The 20446-nt window shown below is 62.6% G+C and carries 17 protein-coding genes; 8 read left to right on the top strand and 9 right to left on the bottom strand.

The features are described from left to right. Nucleotides 1-34: 34 nt before the first annotated feature. The 8 genes from NMB38_RS19830 to NMB38_RS19795 all read right to left on the bottom strand — a co-directional run bounded on the left by NMB38_RS19830 (nt 35) and on the right by NMB38_RS19795 (nt 9895). Entirely contained in the window at nt 35-1957 is a 1923-nt protein-coding gene (locus NMB38_RS19830; RefSeq protein ID WP_027913626.1) for a PrkA family serine protein kinase, read from the bottom strand. A 282-nt stretch (nt 1958-2239) separates the two neighbouring features. Continuing rightward, a complete protein-coding gene (gene glpE, locus NMB38_RS19825; RefSeq protein ID WP_023532468.1) occupies nt 2240-2569 on the bottom strand; it encodes a thiosulfate sulfurtransferase GlpE in 330 nt (109 codons plus the stop codon). After that, nucleotides 2566-3450, bottom strand: coding sequence for a symmetrical bis(5'-nucleosyl)-tetraphosphatase (locus tag NMB38_RS19820; RefSeq protein WP_027913627.1), 885 nt, complete (start codon nt 3448-3450; stop codon nt 2566-2568). Before NMB38_RS19820 ends, glpE begins: the two co-directional genes overlap by 4 nt. Beyond that, nucleotides 3450-3830, bottom strand: coding sequence for a Co2+/Mg2+ efflux facilitator ApaG/CorD (gene apaG / locus NMB38_RS19815; protein ID WP_023532682.1), 381 nt, complete (start codon nt 3828-3830; stop codon nt 3450-3452). Before apaG ends, NMB38_RS19820 begins: the two co-directional genes overlap by 1 nt. Before the next feature lie 171 nt (nt 3831-4001). Further along, a complete protein-coding gene (gene rsmA / locus NMB38_RS19810; protein ID WP_028686619.1) occupies nt 4002-4802 on the bottom strand; it encodes a 16S rRNA (adenine(1518)-N(6)/adenine(1519)-N(6))-dimethyltransferase RsmA in 801 nt (266 codons plus the stop codon). After that, nucleotides 4799-5788 (bottom strand): 4-hydroxythreonine-4-phosphate dehydrogenase PdxA, encoded by a 990-nt coding sequence (gene pdxA, locus NMB38_RS19805; protein WP_027913629.1) that lies wholly within the window; start codon nt 5786-5788, stop codon nt 4799-4801. Before pdxA ends, rsmA begins: the two co-directional genes overlap by 4 nt. Next, nucleotides 5785-7104: a peptidylprolyl isomerase SurA gene (gene surA / locus NMB38_RS19800; protein WP_027913630.1), complete on the bottom strand. Its 1320-nt coding sequence runs from the start codon at nt 7102-7104 to the stop codon at nt 5785-5787. The genes pdxA and surA overlap by 4 nt, the downstream gene beginning before the upstream one ends. Continuing rightward, nucleotides 7085-9895: an LPS-assembly protein LptD gene (locus tag NMB38_RS19795; RefSeq protein ID WP_027913631.1), complete on the bottom strand. Its 2811-nt coding sequence runs from the start codon at nt 9893-9895 to the stop codon at nt 7085-7087. Before NMB38_RS19795 ends, surA begins: the two co-directional genes overlap by 20 nt. A gap of 130 nt (nt 9896-10025) precedes the next feature. On the opposite strand from NMB38_RS19795, the gene NMB38_RS19790 reads away from it, so the two are divergent. Genes NMB38_RS19790 through djlA form a run of 3 tightly spaced genes read left to right on the top strand, consistent with a single transcriptional unit; the run spans nt 10026 to nt 12482 of the window. After that, nucleotides 10026-11045 carry an aminoglycoside phosphotransferase family protein gene (locus tag NMB38_RS19790; RefSeq protein WP_028686618.1) on the top strand — a complete coding sequence of 340 codons (1020 nt, stop codon included), beginning with the start codon at nt 10026-10028 and terminating at the stop codon, nt 11043-11045. After that, a complete protein-coding gene (gene murU, locus NMB38_RS19785) occupies nt 11042-11713 on the top strand; it encodes an N-acetylmuramate alpha-1-phosphate uridylyltransferase MurU (protein WP_027913633.1) in 672 nt (223 codons plus the stop codon). Before NMB38_RS19790 ends, murU begins: the two co-directional genes overlap by 4 nt. Before the next feature lies 1 nt (nt 11714). Then, complete coding sequence (djlA, locus tag NMB38_RS19780) at nt 11715-12482, top strand: co-chaperone DjlA (protein ID WP_027913634.1); 768 nt, start codon at nt 11715-11717, stop codon at nt 12480-12482. A gap of 42 nt (nt 12483-12524) precedes the next feature. On the opposite strand, the gene NMB38_RS19775 is transcribed toward djlA, so the two are convergent. Further along, a complete protein-coding gene (locus tag NMB38_RS19775) occupies nt 12525-13523 on the bottom strand; it encodes an alpha/beta hydrolase family protein (protein WP_132578179.1) in 999 nt (332 codons plus the stop codon). Nucleotides 13524-13618: 95 nt separating this feature from the next. Here NMB38_RS19775 and NMB38_RS19770 point away from each other — a divergent pair, with 95 nt between their 5' ends. From NMB38_RS19770 to NMB38_RS19750, 5 genes are all read left to right on the top strand, one after another. Further along, on the top strand, nt 13619-16021 hold the full coding sequence (locus NMB38_RS19770; RefSeq protein ID WP_104926573.1) for a PAS domain-containing sensor histidine kinase: 2403 nt from the start codon (nt 13619-13621) through the stop codon (nt 16019-16021). Next, entirely contained in the window at nt 16018-16647 is a 630-nt protein-coding gene (locus NMB38_RS19765) for a response regulator (RefSeq protein ID WP_058603047.1), read from the top strand. The genes NMB38_RS19770 and NMB38_RS19765 overlap by 4 nt, the downstream gene beginning before the upstream one ends. Before the next feature lie 291 nt (nt 16648-16938). Continuing rightward, entirely contained in the window at nt 16939-18063 is a 1125-nt protein-coding gene (locus NMB38_RS19760) for an ABC transporter ATP-binding protein (RefSeq protein ID WP_027913638.1), read from the top strand. A gap of 40 nt (nt 18064-18103) precedes the next feature. Beyond that, on the top strand, nt 18104-19138 hold the full coding sequence (locus NMB38_RS19755) for an ABC transporter substrate-binding protein (RefSeq protein ID WP_028686615.1): 1035 nt from the start codon (nt 18104-18106) through the stop codon (nt 19136-19138). Between the two features lie 60 nt (nt 19139-19198). Next, on the top strand, nt 19199-20446 hold the full coding sequence (locus tag NMB38_RS19750) for an ABC transporter permease (protein ID WP_028686614.1): 1248 nt from the start codon (nt 19199-19201) through the stop codon (nt 20444-20446).

Here is a 20446-nt window from a genome sequence, read left to right as displayed (position 1 = left end):
CCAGCGTGAAGCCTGCGGCTTGTCGCTTGCCGCTTTATTGCGATTTCCTGACCCGCAGGTACCATTCCGACAGCAGACGCACCTGCTTGTCGGTGTAGCCACGCTCCACCATGCGCGTGACGAAGTCGTTGTGTTTCTGTTGATCCTCTTTGCTGGCCTTGGCGTTGAAGCTGATGACGGGCAGCAAGTCTTCGGTGTTGGAGAACATTTTCTTCTCGATCACCACCCGCAGCTTCTCGTAGCTGAGCCAGCTTGGGTTCTTGCCATTGTTGTTGGCACGGGCGCGCAGTACGAAGTTGACGATCTCGTTGCGGAAATCTTTGGGGTTGCTGATACCCGCCGGTTTCTCGATCTTCTCCAGCTCTTCGTTCAGGGCGATGCGGTTGAGAATCTCGCCGGTTTCCGGGTCGCGGTATTCCTGGTCCTGGATCCAGAAGTCGGCATACAGCACATAACGGTCGAAGATGTTCTGGCCGTACTCGCTGTAGGACTCCAGATAAGCCGTCTGGATTTCCTTGCCGATGAACTCGATGTACCGGGGGGCGAGGTATTCTTTCAGGTAGCGCAGGTAGCGTTCGCGTACCTCGGCCGGGAATTGTTCCTGCTCGATCTGCTGTTCAAGCACGTACAGCAGGTGCACCGGGTTGGCCGCCACCTCATGGGGGTCGAAGTTGAACACCTTAGACAGGATCTTGAAGGCGAAGCGGGTCGACAGGCCGTTCATGCCTTCATCGACGCCGGCCGAGTCGCGGTATTCCTGGATGGACTTGGCTTTGGGATCGGTGTCCTTGAGGTTTTCACCGTCATACACCCGCATCTTCGAATAGATGTTGGAGTTGTCAGGCTCCTTGAGGCGCGAAAGGACGGTGAACTGAGCCAGCATTTTCAACGTGTCCGGGGCACAGTGGGCCTTGGACAGCGAACTGTTGACCAACAACTTGTCGTAGATACGGATCTCGTCGCTGACCCGCAGGCAGTACGGTACCTTCACGATGTAGATACGGTCGATGAAGGCTTCGTTGTTCTTGTTGTTACGGAAGGTGTGCCATTCGGATTCGTTGGAGTGCGCCAGCAGGATCCCGGAATAGGGGATGGCGCCCAAACCTTCCGTACTGTTGTAGTTGCCTTCCTGGGTGGCGGTCAGCAGTGGGTGGAGCACCTTGATGGGCGCCTTGAACATCTCGACGAATTCCATCAGGCCCTGGTTGGCGCGGCAAAGCGCGCCTGAATAGCTGTAGGCGTCGGCGTCGTTCTGCGGGAATTCTTCGAGCTTGCGGATATCCACCTTGCCCACGAGCGCAGAGATGTCCTGGTTGTTCTCGTCGCCAGGCTCGGTCTTGGCGATGGCAATCTGGTTGAGGATGGACGGATAGAGCTTGACCACCTTGAACTTGCTGATATCGCCGCCGAATTCCTGCAAGCGCTTGGTGGCCCACGGCGACATGATGGTGTTCAGGTAGCGCCGCGAGATGCCGTATTCTTCCTCGAGGATGGCCCCGTCTTCAGTGGCGTTGAACAACCCTAGCGGTGATTCGAAGACCGGCGACCCCTTGATGGCGTAGAAAGGCACCCGTTCCATGAGTTGCTTGAGCTTTTCGGCCAGGGAGGATTTGCCGCCACCCACGGGGCCGAGCAGGTACAGAATCTGTTTCTTCTCTTCCAGGCCTTGGGCGGCATGGCGGAAGTACGACACGATCTGGTCGATGCACTCTTCCATGCCATGGAAGTCGGCAAAGGCCGGGTAGCGCCGGATGACCTTGTTGGAAAAGATGCGCGACAGCCTGGAGTTGGTAGAGGTGTCGATCAGCTCTGGCTCACCGATGGCCAGCAACAGGCGCTCGGATGCCGATGCGTAGGCGCTACGATCCTCCTTGCACAGTTCCAGGTACTCCTGCAGCGAGAGTTCTTCCTGGCGCGTGGACTCGAAGCGTTGTTGGAAGTGGCTAAAAATACTCATGACGTCACCTCGCTCGATACGTTGAGACGACGCCGGATCAGTCAGCTGATGCTGGCATGCAAGCGGCACTGCCGATTGCCATATACCCCCCAAACACCCTATAGCGCTACCGATGACCCGCACGCCGGTGTACCGGCTCTCCCCTTTTTCCGGATGGCCTGCGCTTAAGGATAGTTGGTAATCGGCAAGGTCAAGGGCGTGGGTGACGGAAGTTGCCAGCGACCGTTCGTCAGAACGGTCTCAAGCCCGCACATGGCGCGGGCTGCAGTGACGATGAAAAATTTATTCTTCAGTGCCTTGGGCGGTTTCGGCAGGGTAGGTGGAGCGCCACAGCTCAAAGCCACCATCGACGCTGTAGACGTCGGAAAAGCCTTGCCCTACCAGGTAGGCAGCCGCGCTTTGGCTCGAATTGCCGTGGTAGCAGACGACCAGCGTCGGTGCGTCCAGGTCGGCATTGCGAATGAAGTCGGCGACCGAATGGTTGTCCAGGTGGCGGGCACCGGTGATGTGACCTGCTGCGTAAGCCTGCGGGTCACGAATGTCGACCACGACGGCACCTTGCGCACGCAGGGCCAGGGCCTGTTCGGGGGGGATGCGCTTGAATTCGCTCATGGGGTTGGCTCTGTTCCGGGTTGATCGTTGAGGGTTGAAGTTGGCGCCGCAGGGCGCAGTGTGCCGTCATCGGCACAATCGCAATGGTGGTACTGGCCGTTATCGACGTTGTACAAGGTCATGGACCCGCCCCATACGCAGCCAGTGTCCAGCGCGATGACGCCGGGTTCCTTGACCTGGCCCTGCAAGGCGGCCCAATGCCCGAATATGATCGTCACGTGGCGAGAACGCCGGCCTTTGTGGGCGAACCAGGGCTTGTACCCTTTGGGTGCGCTGTCCAGCCCTTCCTTGCTCTTGAATTCGAGTTTGCCTTCTGCGGTGCAGAAGCGCATGCGCGTCAGGTAATTGGTAATGACCCGCAGGCGTGCGACACCCGCCAAGTTCTTGCTCCACTTGGCGGGCTCGTTGCCATACATGCCGTCCAGGTACAGCGGCAGACGGCTGTCATCGCGCAGTACTTGTTCGACTTCGCCAGCCAGCTCCAGGGCTTTGCCCAGTGTCCATTGCGGCGGAATGCCCGCGTGTACCAAGGCGATGCCGCGCGGTTCATCGTAATGCAGCAGCTTTTGCTGGCGCAGCCAGTCGAGCAGTTGGTCGGCGTCAGGTGCCTCGATGATTTCACGCAGCGTGTCGCTCTTCTTGAGGCGTTCGACGTTGCGCCAGGCCGCAAGCAAGTGCAGATCATGGTTGCCCAGCACGCAGGTCAGCGACTGGCGAATCGAATACAGGTAGCGCAGCGTCTCGAGCGACTCAGGCCCACGGTTCACCAGGTCGCCAACCAGCCACAGCTGATCCACCGCCGGGTCGAAGCGCACACGTTCAAGCAGGCATTTGAGCGGCTGCAGGCAACCTTGCAAGTCACCGACGGCGTACGTGGCCATCAGTGCAGCGCCCCAGGTACTGCCAGGCGGAACGGCGCGATCTGTGCGTCGAAGCGCTTGCCGTCTTCGGCGAACATCTCGTAGCTCCCCTGCATGGTTCCCACGCGGGTGGTGATGACGGCGCCACTGCTGTAGGTGTGGCTCTGGCCCGGCTCGATCGTAGGTTGTTGACCAACCACGCCAGAGCCTTGCACCTCTTCGACCTCACCATCACCGTTGGTGATCAGCCAGTGCCGGGACAGCAGCCTGGCTTTGAGCGAGCCATGGTTATGGATGGTGATGGTATAGGCGAAAGCGAAACGGCTGCTCTCGGGGTCGGATTGTTCTTTGAGGTAACGGGTCACGACGCTGACGTCGATCTGATAGCGAGGGTCGGTCATGCAAGGGCCTTGGGAACTGACGCAATGATGCAGTCTAGGCCATAGGGAGGGGAGAGGGCCAGCGGCGCGATGGGCACGTGCGCTGGCGGACTGACCCGCAAGCAGGCGCCGGGCATCGGGGCGGCGATCTGCTTGCAGGTGCTGACTGCGTTCAGCGGGGCAGGGGGACGGTCAGGCCGTCTGATCAGCCAACTGGTCGGCCAGGCGCACGAAAGCCGCCAGGTCCAGTTGCTCGGGGCGCAGGCTACCATCCACCCCAGCGGCCTCGATGGCGGCGCTGTCGAGCAAGCCTTTAAGGGTATTGCGCAGGGTCTTGCGACGTTGGTTGAACGCATCGCGCACCACCCGCTCAAGCAACTGCGGGTCCTTGGCCGGATGAGGCAGCACGTCGTGCGGCACCAGCCGGACGATGGCCGAGTCCACTTTCGGCGGCGGGTTGAACGCGCCGGGGCCTACGTTGAACAAGTGTTCGACGCGGCAGTGGTACTGGACCATGATCGACAGCCGACCCCAATCACCGCCCCCAGGCCCTGCGGCCATGCGCTCGACCACTTCCTTCTGCAGCATGAAGTGCATGTCGCGGATCAGGCCGGCGTGGCTGAGCAGGTGGAAGATCAGCGGGGTGGAGATGTTGTAGGGCAGGTTGCCCACCACCTTGAGGCTACGTGCCGGTACCCCCAGCTGGTTGAAGTCGAACTTCAGGGCGTCGCCTTGGTGCAGGCGGAAATTGCCGCTGCCTGCAAACTTGTGCTGCAGGATCGGCACCAGGTCCTTGTCCAGCTCCACTACATCCAGTTGCGCGCCGCTGCCCAGCAGGCCTTCGGTCAATGCGCCCTGGCCGGGGCCGATTTCAAGCAAATGCTCGCCTGGCTTGGCATTGATGGCACGCAGGATGCGGTCGATGATGCCTGCATCGTGCAGGAAGTTCTGCCCGAAACGCTTGCGCGCCCGGTGTTGGTATTGCTCGTTCATGGTCGGTTCTCGGCCATCTGGTAGGCGGTGTCCAGGGCAACGCGCAGGCTGCCGGTATCGACCTTGCCGGTGCCGGCCAGGTCCAGGGCCGTGCCATGATCAACCGAGGTACGGATGATCGGCAGGCCCAGCGTGACGTTGACCGCAGCGCCGAAGCCCTTGTACTTGAGGACGGGGAGCCCTTGGTCGTGGTACATCGCCAGCACCGCGTCGCAGTGCTCCAGATATTTGGGGGTAAACAGGGTATCGGCCGGCAGTGGCCCGCGCAGGTCCATGCCTTCGGCACGTAGACGGGTCAGGGTAGGCTCGATGATGTCGATTTCCTCGCGGCCCAGGTGGCCACCTTCGCCCGCATGGGGGTTCAGGCCGCATACCAGGATGCGAGGGTTGGCGATGCCGAATTTGTCGCGCATGTCGGCATGCAGAATGCGTGTCACGCGCTCGATGCGCTCGGCAGTAATGGCCTCGGCGATGTCACGCAGCGGCAGGTGGGTGGTGACCAGGGCGACGCGCAGGCCGTGGGTGGCCAGCATCATTACCACTTGGGCGGTATGGGTCAGCTCAGCCAGAAATTCGGTATGCCCCGAAAAAGGAATACCGCTTTCGTTGATGACGCCCTTGTGCACGGGCGCTGTGATCATGCCGTCGAAATGGCCGTCCAGGCAGCCTTGTCCGGCACGGGTCAAGGTCTGCAACACGAATGGCGCATTGGCCTGGTCCAGCTGACCAGCCACCACTGGGGCAGACAGCGGCGTGTCCCACACATACAGGCTGCCGGCGGGTGCCGGTTGGCTCGGCCATTGCCCTGGCATGACAGACAGCAAGCTAACGTCCAGCCCCAGCTGGGTGGCCCGCTCGGCGAGCAGGTCACGGCTGGAGATGGCAATCAGAGGGTGGGGCTGGGCGTCGGCAGCGAGCAGCAGGCATAGGTCAGGCCCTATCCCCGCCGGCTCGCCGGGTGTGACGGCGAAGCGCAGGGGCTTCACTGAGCAGCCTGGTCAGCGCCAGGCAGCTTGATTTCAACGTAGGCTTCGTCGCGGATCTGGCGCAGCCAGGTCTGCAGCTCTTCGTCGTACTTGCGGTTGCGCAGCACACTCAGGGCTTGCTGTTCACGGGCCTGTTCGGTGCTGTCGGTAGCGCGGCGGCCCAGCACTTCCATCACGTGCCAGCCATATTGGGTCTTGAACGGCTTGGTCACCACGCCTTGCTGGGCGTTGGCCATCTGCTCGCGGAACTCCGGCACCAGGGTGTTCGGGTCTACCCAGTTGAGGTCACCGCCGTTGAGCGCCGAGCCCGGATCTTCCGAGAAGCTCTTGGCCAGGGTGGCAAAGTCTTCACCGTTTTCGATGCGCTCGTAGATCTTTTCAGCCAGTTGCTGAGTGGCGGCTTCGCTGCGCACTTCACTTGGCTTGATCAGGATGTGGCGCACGTGCACCTCATCGCGCAGCACGTTCTCGCTGCCACCACGCTTTTCCTCAAGCTTGAGGATGATGAAGCCGTTGGGGATGCGAATGGGCTGGGTAATTTCACCCACCGGCATGCTGCTCAGCATCTTGGCAAAGTCCGGAGGCAGTTGACCAGCTTTGCGCCAGCCCATCTCGCCGCCTTCGAGCGCGTTCTCACTGGCCGAGTTGGCGATTGCCATCTGACCGAAGTCCGCACCTTGCTTGAGCTGCTGGTAGACATCGCCCACTTTGCGCGCAGCCTTCTGGATGTCGCTGGAGTTGGCCGCTTCCGGGGTTGGGATCAGGATGTTGGCCAGGCGGTATTCTTCGGACATCTGCATCTTGCCCATGTCCGAATTCAGGAAGTTCTTCACTTCCTGCTCCGACACCTGGATGCGCTCGGCCACCCGGCGTTGACGCACGCGGCTGATGATCATCTCGCGCTTGACCTGCTCGCGAGCATCGTCGAACGACAGGCCGTCATGGGCCAGGGCCGCGCGGAACTGGTCGATGGACATGCCGTTGCGCTGGGCAATGGTGCCGATCGCCTGGTTCAGCTCCTCGTCGGTGATGCGGATGCCCGAGCGCTCGCCGATCTGCAGCTGCAGGTTTTCGACGATCAGGCGTTCCAGCACCTGCTGCTGCAGGGCGCCGCTGGGCGGCACGCTGCCGCCGCGCTTGGCGATGGTCTGCTGAACTTCCCGCACGCGCTGGTCCAGTTGGCTTTGCATGACCACGTCGTTGTCGACGATGGCCACCACCCGATCAAGCGGTTGCACCGCGGCATGCACCGCGCCACTCAGCAAAGCGACGCCCAGCAGCACTGGGCGCAGTCGATCAATAAGCTTGTTCTTCACGTTCACGGTAACCTTGAATGCCTTGGCCGAGGAAGGATTCGACCTTGTTGCCAACGACGCCGCCGAGGCCCTTGAGAACGACCTGCAGGAATACACCATGGTCGCCTTTTTCGTTCTGCGGCAGTGCCTGGCTGAAGTCGTCGAAGTCGAGCCAGTAACGGTTGATCAAGCGCAGCTTCCAGCAGCAGTTGTCGTACTCGAAACCGCCCATGGCTTCCAGGGTGCGGTTACGGTTGTAGTCATGCTGCCAGCGAGCGATGACGCTCCACTGCGGGACGATCGGCCAGATGACCGAGAAGTCGTGCTGCTGGATCTTGTAGTAGTCCTTGATGTAGTTCGGGCTACCCGGGGTGCCGTAGTCGCCACCACCCACTTTCCACGTACCGGTGGCCGAGTCGTAGGCGATGGTGTCGTTACGGTAGCGATAACCGAGGTTGACGATCTTGTTCGGGTTGTCTTCAGGCTGGTAGTGGAACATTGCACTGCCCGAGCGGGTGCTGTGACTGTCCGGGTCCCAGTTGAAGTCCGAATTGAAGCGCCAGTCGCGGTTGAAGTAGTAGTTGTACACCAGCGCGTACGGCGAGACGTCCGACTGCGAGTCCTGGCGGTCACGGTAGTCGAGGCCCGGCAACTGGACCTTGCGGTCCTTGAAGTAGTAGGCCTGGCCGATGCTGAAGTTCTGGCGCTCGAAGCCATTGTCTTCGATCCAGCGGGTGGTCACGCCCAGCGAGAGCTTGTTCTCGTCGCCGATGCGGTCGCTACCGCTGAAGCGGTTGTCACGGAACAGCGAGTCATAGCTGAACAGCGTCTCACCGGTGTCGAACAGCGGGATGTCCTTCTGATCCTTGTAGGGAACGTTCAGGTAGTACAGGCGCGGCTCGAGGGTCTGCTTGTAGTTGTTGCCGAACAGCGAGGTGTTGCGGTCGAAGTACAGGCCGCTGTCCACGCTGAAGATCGGGACGCTGCGGTTGACCGAGCTGCTGTAGCTGCCATAGGCACCAGGGTTGGCGTTGGCAAGGCGAACAGCGTCAGCCTTGCCTTGGCTATCGAGGTCAAGATCGTACTGGGTGTAGGCATACTTCAGCTTCGGCGTCAGGTAGCCATAGCTGGCCTGCATGGGGTAGCTGATCGATGGCGCTACGTTGAGGCGCGTGCCGTTGGCCCGTTCGATACCCTGGATGTTCTGGTCCAGACGACGACCGTCGGCGCCAGCGGTGAGATCCAGATTACCGTCCTTGTCGAACACCGGGCCGTTCTTCAGGTCACGATCGAAGCGCGCCGCTTCGGTTTCGTAGGCCATGGTCAGGCCGCCCGGCTGGTACGGCAGCACACCGTTGAGGGTGATCTGCGGCAGGCGGTCGTAAGGCGTGATCTGCGAGATGGTCGCTGCCTCGTAGGCATGCACGTTCAACCGCGCGGTGTAGCTGTCGCCGCGATAGGTCAGGGCGCCCTGCTGATCGAGGAAGTCCTTGTTCTCGACGCCGATCTGGTCCGACTCAAGGTCCTGGAAGTAGAACGGGTCGCTGATGTCGGTGTAGTTCACCTCGGTCATCAGGCGCTCGTTCAGGCCACCCTTGTGCTGCCAGTTGACCATGTAGCGCTGGTCTTTGTAGTCGGTCTGGTCCTTGCGCTCGTCGCTCTTGTCGTTGAGGTAGGCGCCGCCGAACTGGCCTTCGCTCGAAGGCGTCAGGTAGCGGAACTCGCCTTCCATCAACAGGCCACGCTTGGTCATGTAGCGCGGGTACAACGTGGCGTCGTAGTTGGGCGCCAGGTTGAAGTAGTACGGGGTGACCAGCATGAAGCCAGTGTCGCTGCTGGTGCTGAACGACGGCGGCAGGAAGCCGGACTGGCGGCGGTCGTCGATCGGGAAGTAGATGTACGGTGTGTAGAACACCGGGAAATCCTTGACCCGCAGCGTGACGTTGGTGGCAGTGCCGAACCCGGTGGCCGGGTTGAGGGTGATGTTGTTGCCCTTGAGCTGCCAGGCGTTGCTGCCCGGTTCGCAGGTGGTGTACGTACCGTCCTTGAGGCGGATGATGGCGTTCTCACCGCGCTTGGCGTACAGGGCACTGCCGCGAATGTGCGACTTGTGCATCACGTATTCGGCGTTGTCGACCTGGGCTTCGCCGGTGTCGAGCTGGATCTGCGCCTGGTCACCGACGACCAGCGAGCCGTTGTCACGGATCTTGACGTTGCCCTTGAGCTCGCCACGGTTCTCGGCCTGATACAGGTTGGCCTCGTCGGCCTGGGCCTGCATGCTGCCCTGGCGCATGACCACGTCACCGGCCAGGGTCGCAATCTGCTGCTCCTGTTGGTACTTGGATACCTTGGCGTTGATGTAGGTCGGCGACTCGTCCTTGGGCGTGGTGTCCGCCATGCCGGGGCGCAGCGGCTCGACATAGGCACCGCCGCAGTACGGGCCGGTTTCGGCCAGCTGCGCGGCGGTCAGCTTGTCACGCGGGACCCAGTCCAGGTGGCTGTAGTCCTCGCTGCGCGACTTCAGCCCACGGCCCTTGGCCTCGGTGACCAGCATCGGCCGGTCGGCCTCGGCTTCACCCGTCGCTTCGGTGCCGGTACCGCCAGCAGCGGCGGCACCCTCGTGCACCGGGCGCGGTGGCAGGTTGGTGACGGCGGTTTTGGGCTTGCAGTCCCAACCACCGGAGGCGGACACTTGGCAGTCGAATTGTTCGGCTGCCATGACGTGCGACATGGCCAGAGGTTGCAGGGCCAGCAGACTGCCGGTGACGAGCAACGGAAACTTTCTACGAAACGCGGGGGATTTCAATGCCATCTTATTAGTCCGGGCTTCCTGCGTGCCATCTGCCCGCGTGTGGGGCCGCACGCCTCTCGATGGTCTGAAAAAGATGCTGGATAATAAAGCATGACCCGCTTGACGGCTAGGGCCGTCGGAGACCCTTGTAATGCCTGAACACGATGTACGCCTGCAGCAACTGTCCGCGTGGCTCGACCAGCAACTCCAAGACCTTTTCCTGCGCCAGGCTTGGGGCCCGGTGCCGGCCGGCGGCCTGACGCCTGCCAGCAGCGATGCGAGCTTTCGCCGTTATTTTCGCTGGGAAGGCGCAGGGCACAGTTTCGTGATCATGGATGCACCGCCGCCACAGGAAGATTGCCGACCGTTCGTCGCCATCGATCACCTGCTTGCCGGTGGTGGTGTGCATGTGCCGCTGATCCATGGCCAGGACCTTGAACGCGGTTTCCTGTTGCTGGGCGACCTGGGCCGCCAGACCTACCTGGATGTCATCGACGCCGACAATGCCGATGCCCTGTTCGCCGATGCCATCGATGCCCTGCTGGCCTTGCAGGCGCTGCCCATGGATGCACCGTTGCCCCGCTATGACGAAGCACTGCTGCGCCGGGAGGTGGAACTGTTCCCCCAGTGGTACGTGAAGCATGCGCTTGGCCTGGCGTTCGACGAGGCGCAGGCAGCGGCGTGGCAGCGATGCAGCCAGTTGCTGATCGACAGCGCCCTGGCCCAGCCGCAGGTGCTGGTACACCGCGACTTCATGCCGCGCAACCTGATGCAGAGCGACCCTAACCCCGGCGTGCTGGATTTCCAGGATGCCGTTTACGGCCCGGTCACCTACGACATCACCTGCCTGTTCAAGGATGCGTTCCTCAGTTGGCCGCAAGCGAGGGTCGAAGGTTGGCTGCACGACTATTGGCACAAGGCCAAGGCCGCCGGTGTTCCAGTGCAGGCCACGTTCGAAGCCTTCCAGCGTGCCAGCGACTTGATGGGGGTACAGCGCCACCTGAAGGTGATCGGTATCTTCGCCCGTATCTGCCACCGTGATGGCAAACCGCGTTATCTGGCCGACGTACCGCGCTTCTTCGCCTATATAGAAGAAGTGATCGGCCGGCGGCCGGAGCTTGCCGAGCTGGGCGAGCTGATCGCTGGCCTGCAAGCAGGAGCGCGTGCATGAAGGCGATGATTCTGGCAGCAGGCAAAGGCGAGCGCATGCGCCCGCTGACCCTGCACACGCCCAAGCCGCTGATACCGCTGGCGGGGCGCCCGCTGATCGAATACCACCTGATGGCGCTTGCGGCGACAGGGGTCACCGACGTGGTGATCAACCACGCCTGGCTGGGTCAGCAGATCGAGGACCACCTGGGCGATGGCAGCCGTTACGGCCTGCGTATCGCCTATTCCCCGGAAGGCGAGCCGCTGGAGACCGGAGGCGGTATTTTCAAGGCCTTGCCCTTGCTGGGAGATGCGCCGTTCCTGCTGATCAACGGTGATATCTGGACCGAGTACGATTTCTCCCATCTACAGGCGCCGCTGCAAGGGTTGGCTCACCTGGTGCTGGTGGACAACCCCGGGCATCACGGCCTAGGCGATTTTCGCCTGGCCGGCACTCAGGTGGTCGATGGGGACGGTGCACCCGGCACGTTGACCTTCAGCGGTATCTCGGTGTTGCATCCGGCGTTGTTCGAAGGCTGCACACCTGGCGCCTTCAAGTTGGCGCCCTTGCTGCGCCAGGCCATGGCCAGCGGCCAGGTGAGCGGTGAGCATTTTGCCGGGCACTGGGTCGATGTGGGTACCGTCGAGCGCCTGGCCGAGGCCGAGCGTCTGCTGGGCGAGCAGCGCTGAGATGTGGTGGCCAGGCACGTTGATCGGGGCTGGGGCAGGGTTTGCCATCGCCAGCATTCCGGGTGCCCTGCTCGGTGCACTGCTGGGGCAGATGATGGACCGTCACCTGCGCCTGCAAGGCTGGGACGATGTGCGCGAGCGGTTAGGCGGGCGTCCGGCGCCAAGGGACGAAGAATTGCTGTTTGTGCTGCTGGGGCGCCTGGCCAAAAGCGATGGGCGTGTGGTCGAGCAGCATATCCAGCAGGCTCGGCAGGAAATGGCCCGGCTGAACCTGGATGAAGCGGCCAGGTTGCGGGCGATCGATGCTTTCAATCGGGGCAAGGGTGGCAAGGAACGGTTGGGCAGCTATCTGCGCCGGATCCGCCAGCAGCCTCATGCGGCCGAAGGCACCTTGCGCGCCAGCTGGCGCATGGTCTGGGCCGACGGCAAGATGGGCAACAAGGAGCGTGAGCTGCTGCTGGACTGGGGACACAAACTGGGCATGAGCCGGCGCCAGGTGCAGGCCATGTCCCAGGAGTACGAACCTCGTCGAACGGCTGGCATGGCAGGGGTCGGCATGACCTATGCGGCAGCGATGCGCCTGCTTGGCGTGGACACCGATACCGACGGCGCACTTGTCAAACAGGCTTATCGCCGACTGGTCAGTCGTCATCACCCGGACAAGCTGGCCGGCACTGGCGCCAGCGAGGCGCAGCTGCGCGAAGCCACCGAGCGAACTCGCGAGCTGCACCAGGCCTACGCGCTGATCCGTAAGCGCCGGGATCTCTAGCCGGCACCGAGCGCCGGCAGTGATCCTGCCCTGCCTGCGAAATCAGGGCTGCATCCAGCCCCGCACGCGACGAAACAACTGTTCCTGGTCGGCGGCCTGATTGCCCGGCATGGCGATCAGGGACAACTGGCGGTATTGACTGTCTTTCTGCCGCTTGCTGGTCTGCAGGCGCTGCATCGCAGCGTTACGGTCTGCGCTGCGGGTCACGTAGTAGATGTCGGCCGTGGGCACTTTCAGGGTAGGCGTCAGGCTTTCCAGGTCATGCTCGACGCGGGCAGGGGTCTGGGCGGCCACCATGACCAGCTTCTGCACCTCTGGCGGCTGCTTTTCGCTCAGGTAACGGGCTGCCCAGTAGGCGCCGCTGCCATGACCGATCAACACGATACTGCGAGCATTGTGTTGCTGGGCGAACGCGACGGCGGCGTCCAGGCGGGCGAAAATGCGCTCGGCATCGGCAGGGTCGGCCTGCTGGCTGGCAGCTTCGGCGTCGGTGCCTTGAGCCGCTTCGGGCTCGGCAGCGGTGGCTTGCGCCACGTTGGCGTTGGCGTCGGCAGGTTCGTCCTTGGCAGGCGCCGTTTGCCCATCGGCCTGAGCAGGCGCGGTGGCAGGCTTGGTTTCCACACGTGCCAATGGGCTGTCGAGCAGCAGGTCAGGCAGGCTCACGCTCAGGCTGTGCCAGCCCACATCCGGAAATTTCTGGCGCAGCGGGCCCACGGCGTTGGGCCAGTCTGCCGTTTCGCCAGCACCCGGCACGATGATCACCGCGCCCTGTGGGTCGCTGTCGTTGGCGGCCTTCCACAACGCAAGGAAACTGTCAGTACCGGCTTGCAGGGTTTGCTGCTCGGCCTTGGGCACGCGGCGTTCGAGTGCCTGGGCGTCCTCCTGGCTGCGCTCGATCAGGGGCGGGCGCGAGGGCGCAGCTTCGGTGGCTGCCGGCGCTTTCTCAGGCGGGGTCGCCGGTGCGTCGTCAGCCAGCGCAGCCACAGGAAGGAGCGAGACCAGGCAGCACATTGCCAGCGTCGTGCGATAGAGTGTGAACATGTCTCAACCCAAGGCAAGAATGATACCGGCAGCGTAATGGTATTTGCCCGTTACGGCCACGGTCGATGGCCGCCCCTGTGTGGACGAACGTGTAGATGAAGCGATTGCATCGCCTGTTGATGATCGGCTGCCTGTGGCTGCCGCTGATGGCCGTGGCAAGGCCTGAGGCGGTGCCAGAGGTCGCGCTGGAGCCGACGCAGCAACAGTGGCTCGACACCCACCGCAGCCTGCGCGTTGGGTTGGTACTGCAAGCCCCCTATGCCCAGTTCGACCGCCGCCTGCAGCAACTGTACGGCGCTAACGTGGAGCTGGTAAGCAGCCTGGCCAAAGTGCTGCATCTGGACCTCACGTGGCGCCACTATCCAGACCAGGCCAGTCTCGAACGGGCCTTGCAGGCAGGGGAGATCGACTTCGCACCAGGCTTGACTCAGACACCGGCCACGTTGCGCCTGTGGTTGTTCAGCGACCCCTACATGCGCGTGCCGCAGCTGATCGTTGGGCCACGCAACGCGGCGCTGGGCGTTGAGCTGGAGAAACTGGACGCAGCCCAGCGCGTGGCCGTGCGCATGCCAGGGGCACTGGCCAACTACCTGCGTGCCAACTACGGCAACCTGAACCTGCAGGGAGTGCCGAACGACCGTGAAGCCTTGCAACTGGTGGTCGGAGGGCAGGCCAGCTATGCCGTCCTGGACGAGGCCCAACTGAGTCGCCTGTCCCGTGAAAGCGAGTTCAGCGAACTGGCGGTCGTGGGGGATATCGGCCTGCCGCAACTGCTGCGCATGGGTTCTCGGCCAGACTGGCCACGGTTGGCCGAGGTGTTGGAGCGTGGCTTGCAGGCATTGCCGGCCAAGGAACTGGAACAGCTGCATCAGCGCTGGTTGCAGCCCAGGTACTCCAGGATCAGCGAGTCGCCAGGGTTCTGGCAAAACCTGGCCTTGTTGCTGGGGCTGTTGCTGATCTGCGCATTGATCACCTTGGTATGGCAGCGCCGCCAGCAGAGTCAGCTGGAGCGCAGCCTGTTGGCCACCCGTGAGCGACTGGTAGAGCGGCATGCGCGCGATGAAGCCTCGCGCCTGAGTCAGTTCGCCATCGATCAGAGCACCGTGGGTATTCTGTGGGTCAATTGGGACAGCCATGTGCGCTATGCCAACCCGGCCGCTGAGCGCATGCTGGGCTATGGCGAAGGCGCCTTGCTGGAAAGGCCTTTGGGAGACTTCGAACCCTCGCTGAGCATGGAACGCTGGCTGGACCTGTGGAAAGGCGCGCGTTCAGGCGACAGCGGTGCCGGGCAGTTCGAAACCCGATGCCTGCGTGCTGACGGTTGCCTGCTGCCGGTGGAGCTGTCATTGAGTTTCCTGCGATTTCGCGATGCCGAATACCTGGTGGTGTACATGGCTGATGTCACCGAGCGCCATCGCGCCACGGCTGCCTTGCGCGAAAGCGAGGCACGCCTCAAGGGGATCGCTGGCAACGTGCCAGGGTTGGTGTTTCGCCTGGAGCGGGACCCGGCTGAAAAGGGGCTTGAATTTCCCTATGTCAGCGAGGGGAGTGAGGCATTGGTGGGTTATACGCCTGGCGAGATCCAGCACCCACAGATGGGGCTGCGCAACCTGGTGCACCCCGACGACCGCGCCGATTATCACCGGGTGCAGGACCTGGCGCTGGCCAATGAGCAGGACTGGGCCTGGCAGGGGCGCATCCTGACGCGTCAGGGCGAGCAACGCTGGGCCGACATCAAGGCCAGCACCCGGCGCCTGGGTAATGGCCAACTGGTCTGGGATGGGGTGGTCTGGGACATCACCCAGGGCAAGCGCGCCGAGCAGGCCCTGGCCCGTTCCCAGGAGCAACTGCGCGAACTTTCGGCGCACCTGGAAAGCGTGCGCGAGGAGGAAAAAGCCCGAATCGCCCGCGAGGTGCACGATGAGTTGGGCCAGATGCTGACCGTGCTCAAACTCGAAGTGTCCATGTGCGAACTGGCCTTTGCCGAACTGGACCCCGGCCTCAATGAGCGGCTGACGACCATGAAGCGTCTGATCAGCCAGCTGTTTCAGCTGGTACGCGATGTCGCCACCGCGCTGCGCCCGCCCATTCTGGATGCGGGGATTGCCTCGGCCATCGAGTGGCAAGCCCGACGCTTCGAGGCGCGCACCCAGATTCCTTGCCTGGTGCAGGTTCCTGACCAGCTGCCGGCATTGAGCGACGCCCGGGCAACGGGCCTTTTCCGTATCCTTCAGGAAGCGCTCACCAATGTGATGCGCCACGCCCAGGCGCACAGCGTGGAAATCGAGCTGGTGCGCGAGGCCGGGCATTTGCGCATGACGGTCAGTGATGACGGGCAGGGTTTCTGCCCCGACCAGCCGCGCCCCAGCTCCTTTGGCCTGGTCGGGATGCGCGAGCGGGTATTGATGATGGGCGGCAGCATGGTGCTGCACAGTGAGCCCGGCGACGGCACGCGCTTGAGCGTAGCCATTGCCCTGGAGCAGGAGGAGCGAACGTGATTCGAGTGCTGGTGGCCGAGGACCACACCATTGTCCGGGAGGGGATCAAGCAGTTGATCGGGCTGGCGAAGGACATGCAGGTGGTAGGGGAAGCCGCAAACGGCGAGCAGTTGCTCGATAGCCTGCGGCACACCCGGTGTGACGTGGTGCTGCTGGATATTTCGATGCCGGGCGTGAGTGGCCTGGAAGCGATCCCGCGCATCCGTGCCCTGCACGATGCGCCTGCGATCCTGATGCTGTCGATGCACGATGAGGCGCAGATGGCGGCCCGCGCCCTGAAGGCCGGCGCGGCTGGGTACGCGACCAAGGACAGCGACCCGGCCTTGTTGCTGGCGGCGATACGTCGGGTAGCTGGGGGCGGGCGTTACATCGATCCGGCGCTGGCCGACCGCATGGTCTTCGAAGTGGGCCTGACCGAATCCAGGCCGTTGCACACCTTGCTGTCGGAACGAGAATTTTCGGTGTTCGAACGCCTGGCCCAAGGCGCCAACGTCAATGACATCGCCCAGCAACTGGCGTTATCGAGCAAGACCATCAGCACCCACAAGGCGCGCTTGATGCAGAAGCTGAAAGTGAATTCGCTGGCCGAGCTGGTCAAGTATGCGATGGAGCACAAGCTGATCTGATTGCGACATTCAGGGCCGTGCCATCGCTGTCGTGAGCCGGTGCGTAGACCAAGGCTGCCGGCACGCACGCAGCGCCGGCGCTTGCATGGGCGCGGTCGTGCGCTCAAGGACTGACGGTCGAACGCCTCAAACTGTGTGGGCTTGTGTTCTGAAAGCGCCATGCTTGTAGGGCGTTCCCTACAACAAATCTTCCATCCGGACGATGGCATTCTCTCTGGGCGCCCGATTTCCGGTGGGATGCGGCTCTTCTACGCTTTGCCTCACGCAGTCATCCAACAATAAGGTGCAGGCATGAGCGAGGCGAAGTCGAACGCTGCCACCGGCGAAACGCTGGTCAGCTTCCGTGGTGTGCAGAAGAGCTACGACGGCGAGTCGCTGATCGTCAAGAACCTCAACCTCGACATCCGCAAGGGCGAGTTCCTCACCCTGCTAGGGCCTTCCGGGTCCGGCAAGACCACCAGCCTGATGATGCTGGCCGGCTTCGAAACCCCCACAGCCGGGGAGATTCAGCTGGCCGGTCGCTCCATCAACAATGTGCCCCCGCACAAGCGCGATATCGGCATGGTGTTCCAGAACTACGCCTTGTTCCCGCACATGACCGTGGCCGAGAACCTCGCCTTTCCGCTGACCGTGCGCAACCTGAGCAAGACCGATATCACCGAGCGAGTCAAACGGGTATTGAACATGGTTCAGCTCGACAGCTTCGCCAAGCGATATCCGGGCCAATTGTCCGGTGGGCAGCAACAGCGCGTGGCCCTGGCGCGGGCGCTGGTGTTCGAGCCGCAGTTGGTGTTGATGGACGAGCCACTGGGCGCGCTGGACAAGCAACTGCGCGAACACATGCAGATGGAGATCAAGCACATCCACCAGCGCCTGGGCGTGACCGTGGTGTACGTGACCCACGATCAGGGCGAAGCGCTGACCATGTCCGATCGGGTGGCGGTGTTCCACCAAGGGGAAATTCAGCAGATTGCCGATCCTCGCACCTTGTATGAGGCGCCCAGCAACACGTTCGTCGCCAACTTCATCGGTGAGAACAACCGCCTCAACGGCACCTTGCTGAGCCATGACGGTAACCGCTGCCAGGTGCAGCTGGCGCGTGGCGAGCGGGTCGAAGCCTTGGCGGTCAACGTGGGCCAGCCAGGCGAAGCGGTGACTCTGTCGATCCGCCCGGAGCGGGTACGGCTCAACGGCCACAGTGAGCACTGCGCCAACCGCTTTTCCGGCCGTGTGGCCGAATTCATCTACCTGGGCGACCACGTGCGCGTCCGCCTGGAGGTGTGTGGCAAGGCCGACTTCTTCGTGAAGCAGCCCATCGCCGAACTCGACCCGGCCTTGGCCGTAGGCGATGTGGTGCCACTGGGTTGGGAAGTGGAGCACGCCCGTGCACTGGATCCGATCACCGAAGCCCATTGATGGTTTGCAGCACCAACCCTGAACTGTGGAGAGAATAATAATGCGCAAGCAGTTGAAACTGACCGCCCTGGCCCTGGGGCTGTTCGCCGCTGGCCAGAGCATGGCTGCGGACCTGACCGTGGTCTCGTTCGGCGGCGCCAACAAGGCCGCCCAGGTCAAGGCGTTCTACGAGCCGTGGGAAAAGGGCGGCAAGGGCAAGATCGTCGCCGGTGAGTACAACGGTGAAATGGCCAAGGTCAAGGCCATGGTCGACACCAAGAGCGTCTCCTGGAACCTGGTCGAGGTGGAATCACCCGAACTGGCCCGAGGCTGCGACGAGGGCATGTTCGAAGAGCTCGACCCTGCGCTGTTTGGCAATGAGGCCGACTACGTGCCAGGCGCGATCCAGCCTTGTGGTGTTGGCTTCTTCGTCTGGTCGACGGTGCTGGCCTACAACGCCGACAAGCTCAAGACCGCCCCGAGCAGCTGGGCTGATTTCTGGGACACCGAGAAATTCCCAGGCAAACGCGGCCTGCGCAAAGGTGCCAAGTACACCCTGGAATTCGCTTTGATGGCCGATGGTGTGGCGCCCAAGGACGTGTACAAGGTGCTGGGCACCAAAGAGGGCGTGGACCGCGCCTTCAAGAAGCTCGACCAGCTCAAGCCGAGCATCCAGTGGTGGGAAGCCGGCGCCCAGCCGCCGCAGTACCTTGCCTCGGGCGACGTGGTCATGAGTTCGGCCTACAACGGGCGCATCGCTGCGGTGCAGAAGGAGAGCAACCTGAAGGTGGTGTGGAACGGCGGCATCTATGACTTCGATGCCTGGGCCATTCCCAAGGGCGCCAAGAACAGCGACGAGGCGAAAAAATTCATCGCCTTCAGCGTGCAGCCTGAACAGCAGAAGATCTATTCCGAAAACATCGCCTATGGCCCGGCCAACAGCAAGGCGGTCGACCTGCTGTCCGAAGAGGTCAAGAAAGACATGCCGACCACGCCTGAGAACATCGCCAACCAGGTGCAGATCGACGTGGCGTTCTGGGCGGACAACAGCGAGCAGCTGGAGCAACGTTTCAACGCCTGGGCGGCGAAGAAGTAAACGTCCAGTGCAAGGGGCTGCGCTGCGGCCCCTCTTTCAGTGTGTATCGTGGAGTTCGCCATGGCCATTGCAGTGCCCCTCAACGAAGGCGCCGGTCCCAATCTCAAACAGCGCCTTAAACACGCCGAGCGGGTCAACCGCTGGAAGGCCCAGGCGCTGATCGCGCCCCTGGCGCTGTTTTTGCTGCTGGTGTTTCTGGTGCCGATCGCAGCCTTGTTGTACAAGAGCGTCGGTAACCCGGAAGTGGTCGCCGGCTTGCCGCGCACGGTCGATATCATCACTCAGTGGGATGGCAAGGGCTTGCCTGGCGAGGACGTCTACAGGGCGTTGAGCCAGGACTTGGCCGAATCGCGCAAGAACCAGACCCTGGGTGACCTGTCCAAGCGCTTGAACATGGAGCTGGCCGGCTACCGCAGCCTGTTGGCCAAGACCGCGCGGGCGCTGCCCTTCAAGACCGAGCCTGCCTCCTACAAGGACGGCTTGCAGGCGCTGGACGAGCGCTGGGGCGACCCCGCCTATTGGCAGGCGATTCGCCGCAATACCAGTACCCTGACACCCTTCTACCTGCTGGCGTCGCTGGACCACCGCATCGACGACCTGGGCGAGTTGGCCAAGGCCACGCCGGACCAGGCTATCTACCTGGACATTTTCACCCGCACCCTGTGGATGGGCGTGGTGATCACCGCCATCTGCCTGGTGCTGGCCTATCCGCTGGCTTACCTGCTGGCCAACCTGCCGACACGCCAGAGCAACCTGTTGATGATCCTGGTTTTGCTGCCGTTCTGGACCTCGATTCTGGTACGGGTGGCAGCCTGGATCGTGCTGCTGCAGTCAGGCGGGCTGATCAACAGCGCGCTGATGGCCATGGGCATCATCGATCAGCCGCTGGAGCTGGTCTTCAACCGTACCGGCGTGTACATCTCGATGGTGCACATCCTGCTGCCGTTCATGATCCTGCCGTTGTACAGCGTGATGAAAGGCATCTCCCCGAGCTACATGCGCGCGGCCATCTCGCTGGGCTGCCATCCCTTCGCGAGCTTCTGGCGGGTGTACTTCCCGCAGACCTATGCCGGGGTAGGGGCAGGGTGCTTGCTGGTGTTCATTCTGGCCATCGGCTACTACATCACCCCGGCGCTGCTTGGCAGCCCGAACGACCAGATGGTCAGTTATTTCGTGGCGTTCTACACCAATACCAGCATCAACTGGGGCATGGCCACCGCGCTGGGCGGTCTACTGCTGCTGGCCACCGTGCTGCTGTACCTGATCTATAGCTGGCTGGTCGGCGCCAGCCGCCTGCGTCTGAGCTGA

Source organism: Pseudomonas sp. FBCC-B35 (genome assembly GCF_059133755.1).
The sequence above is the reverse complement of the archived record's forward strand: the minus strand, read 5'-3'. Positions and strand labels throughout refer to the sequence as shown.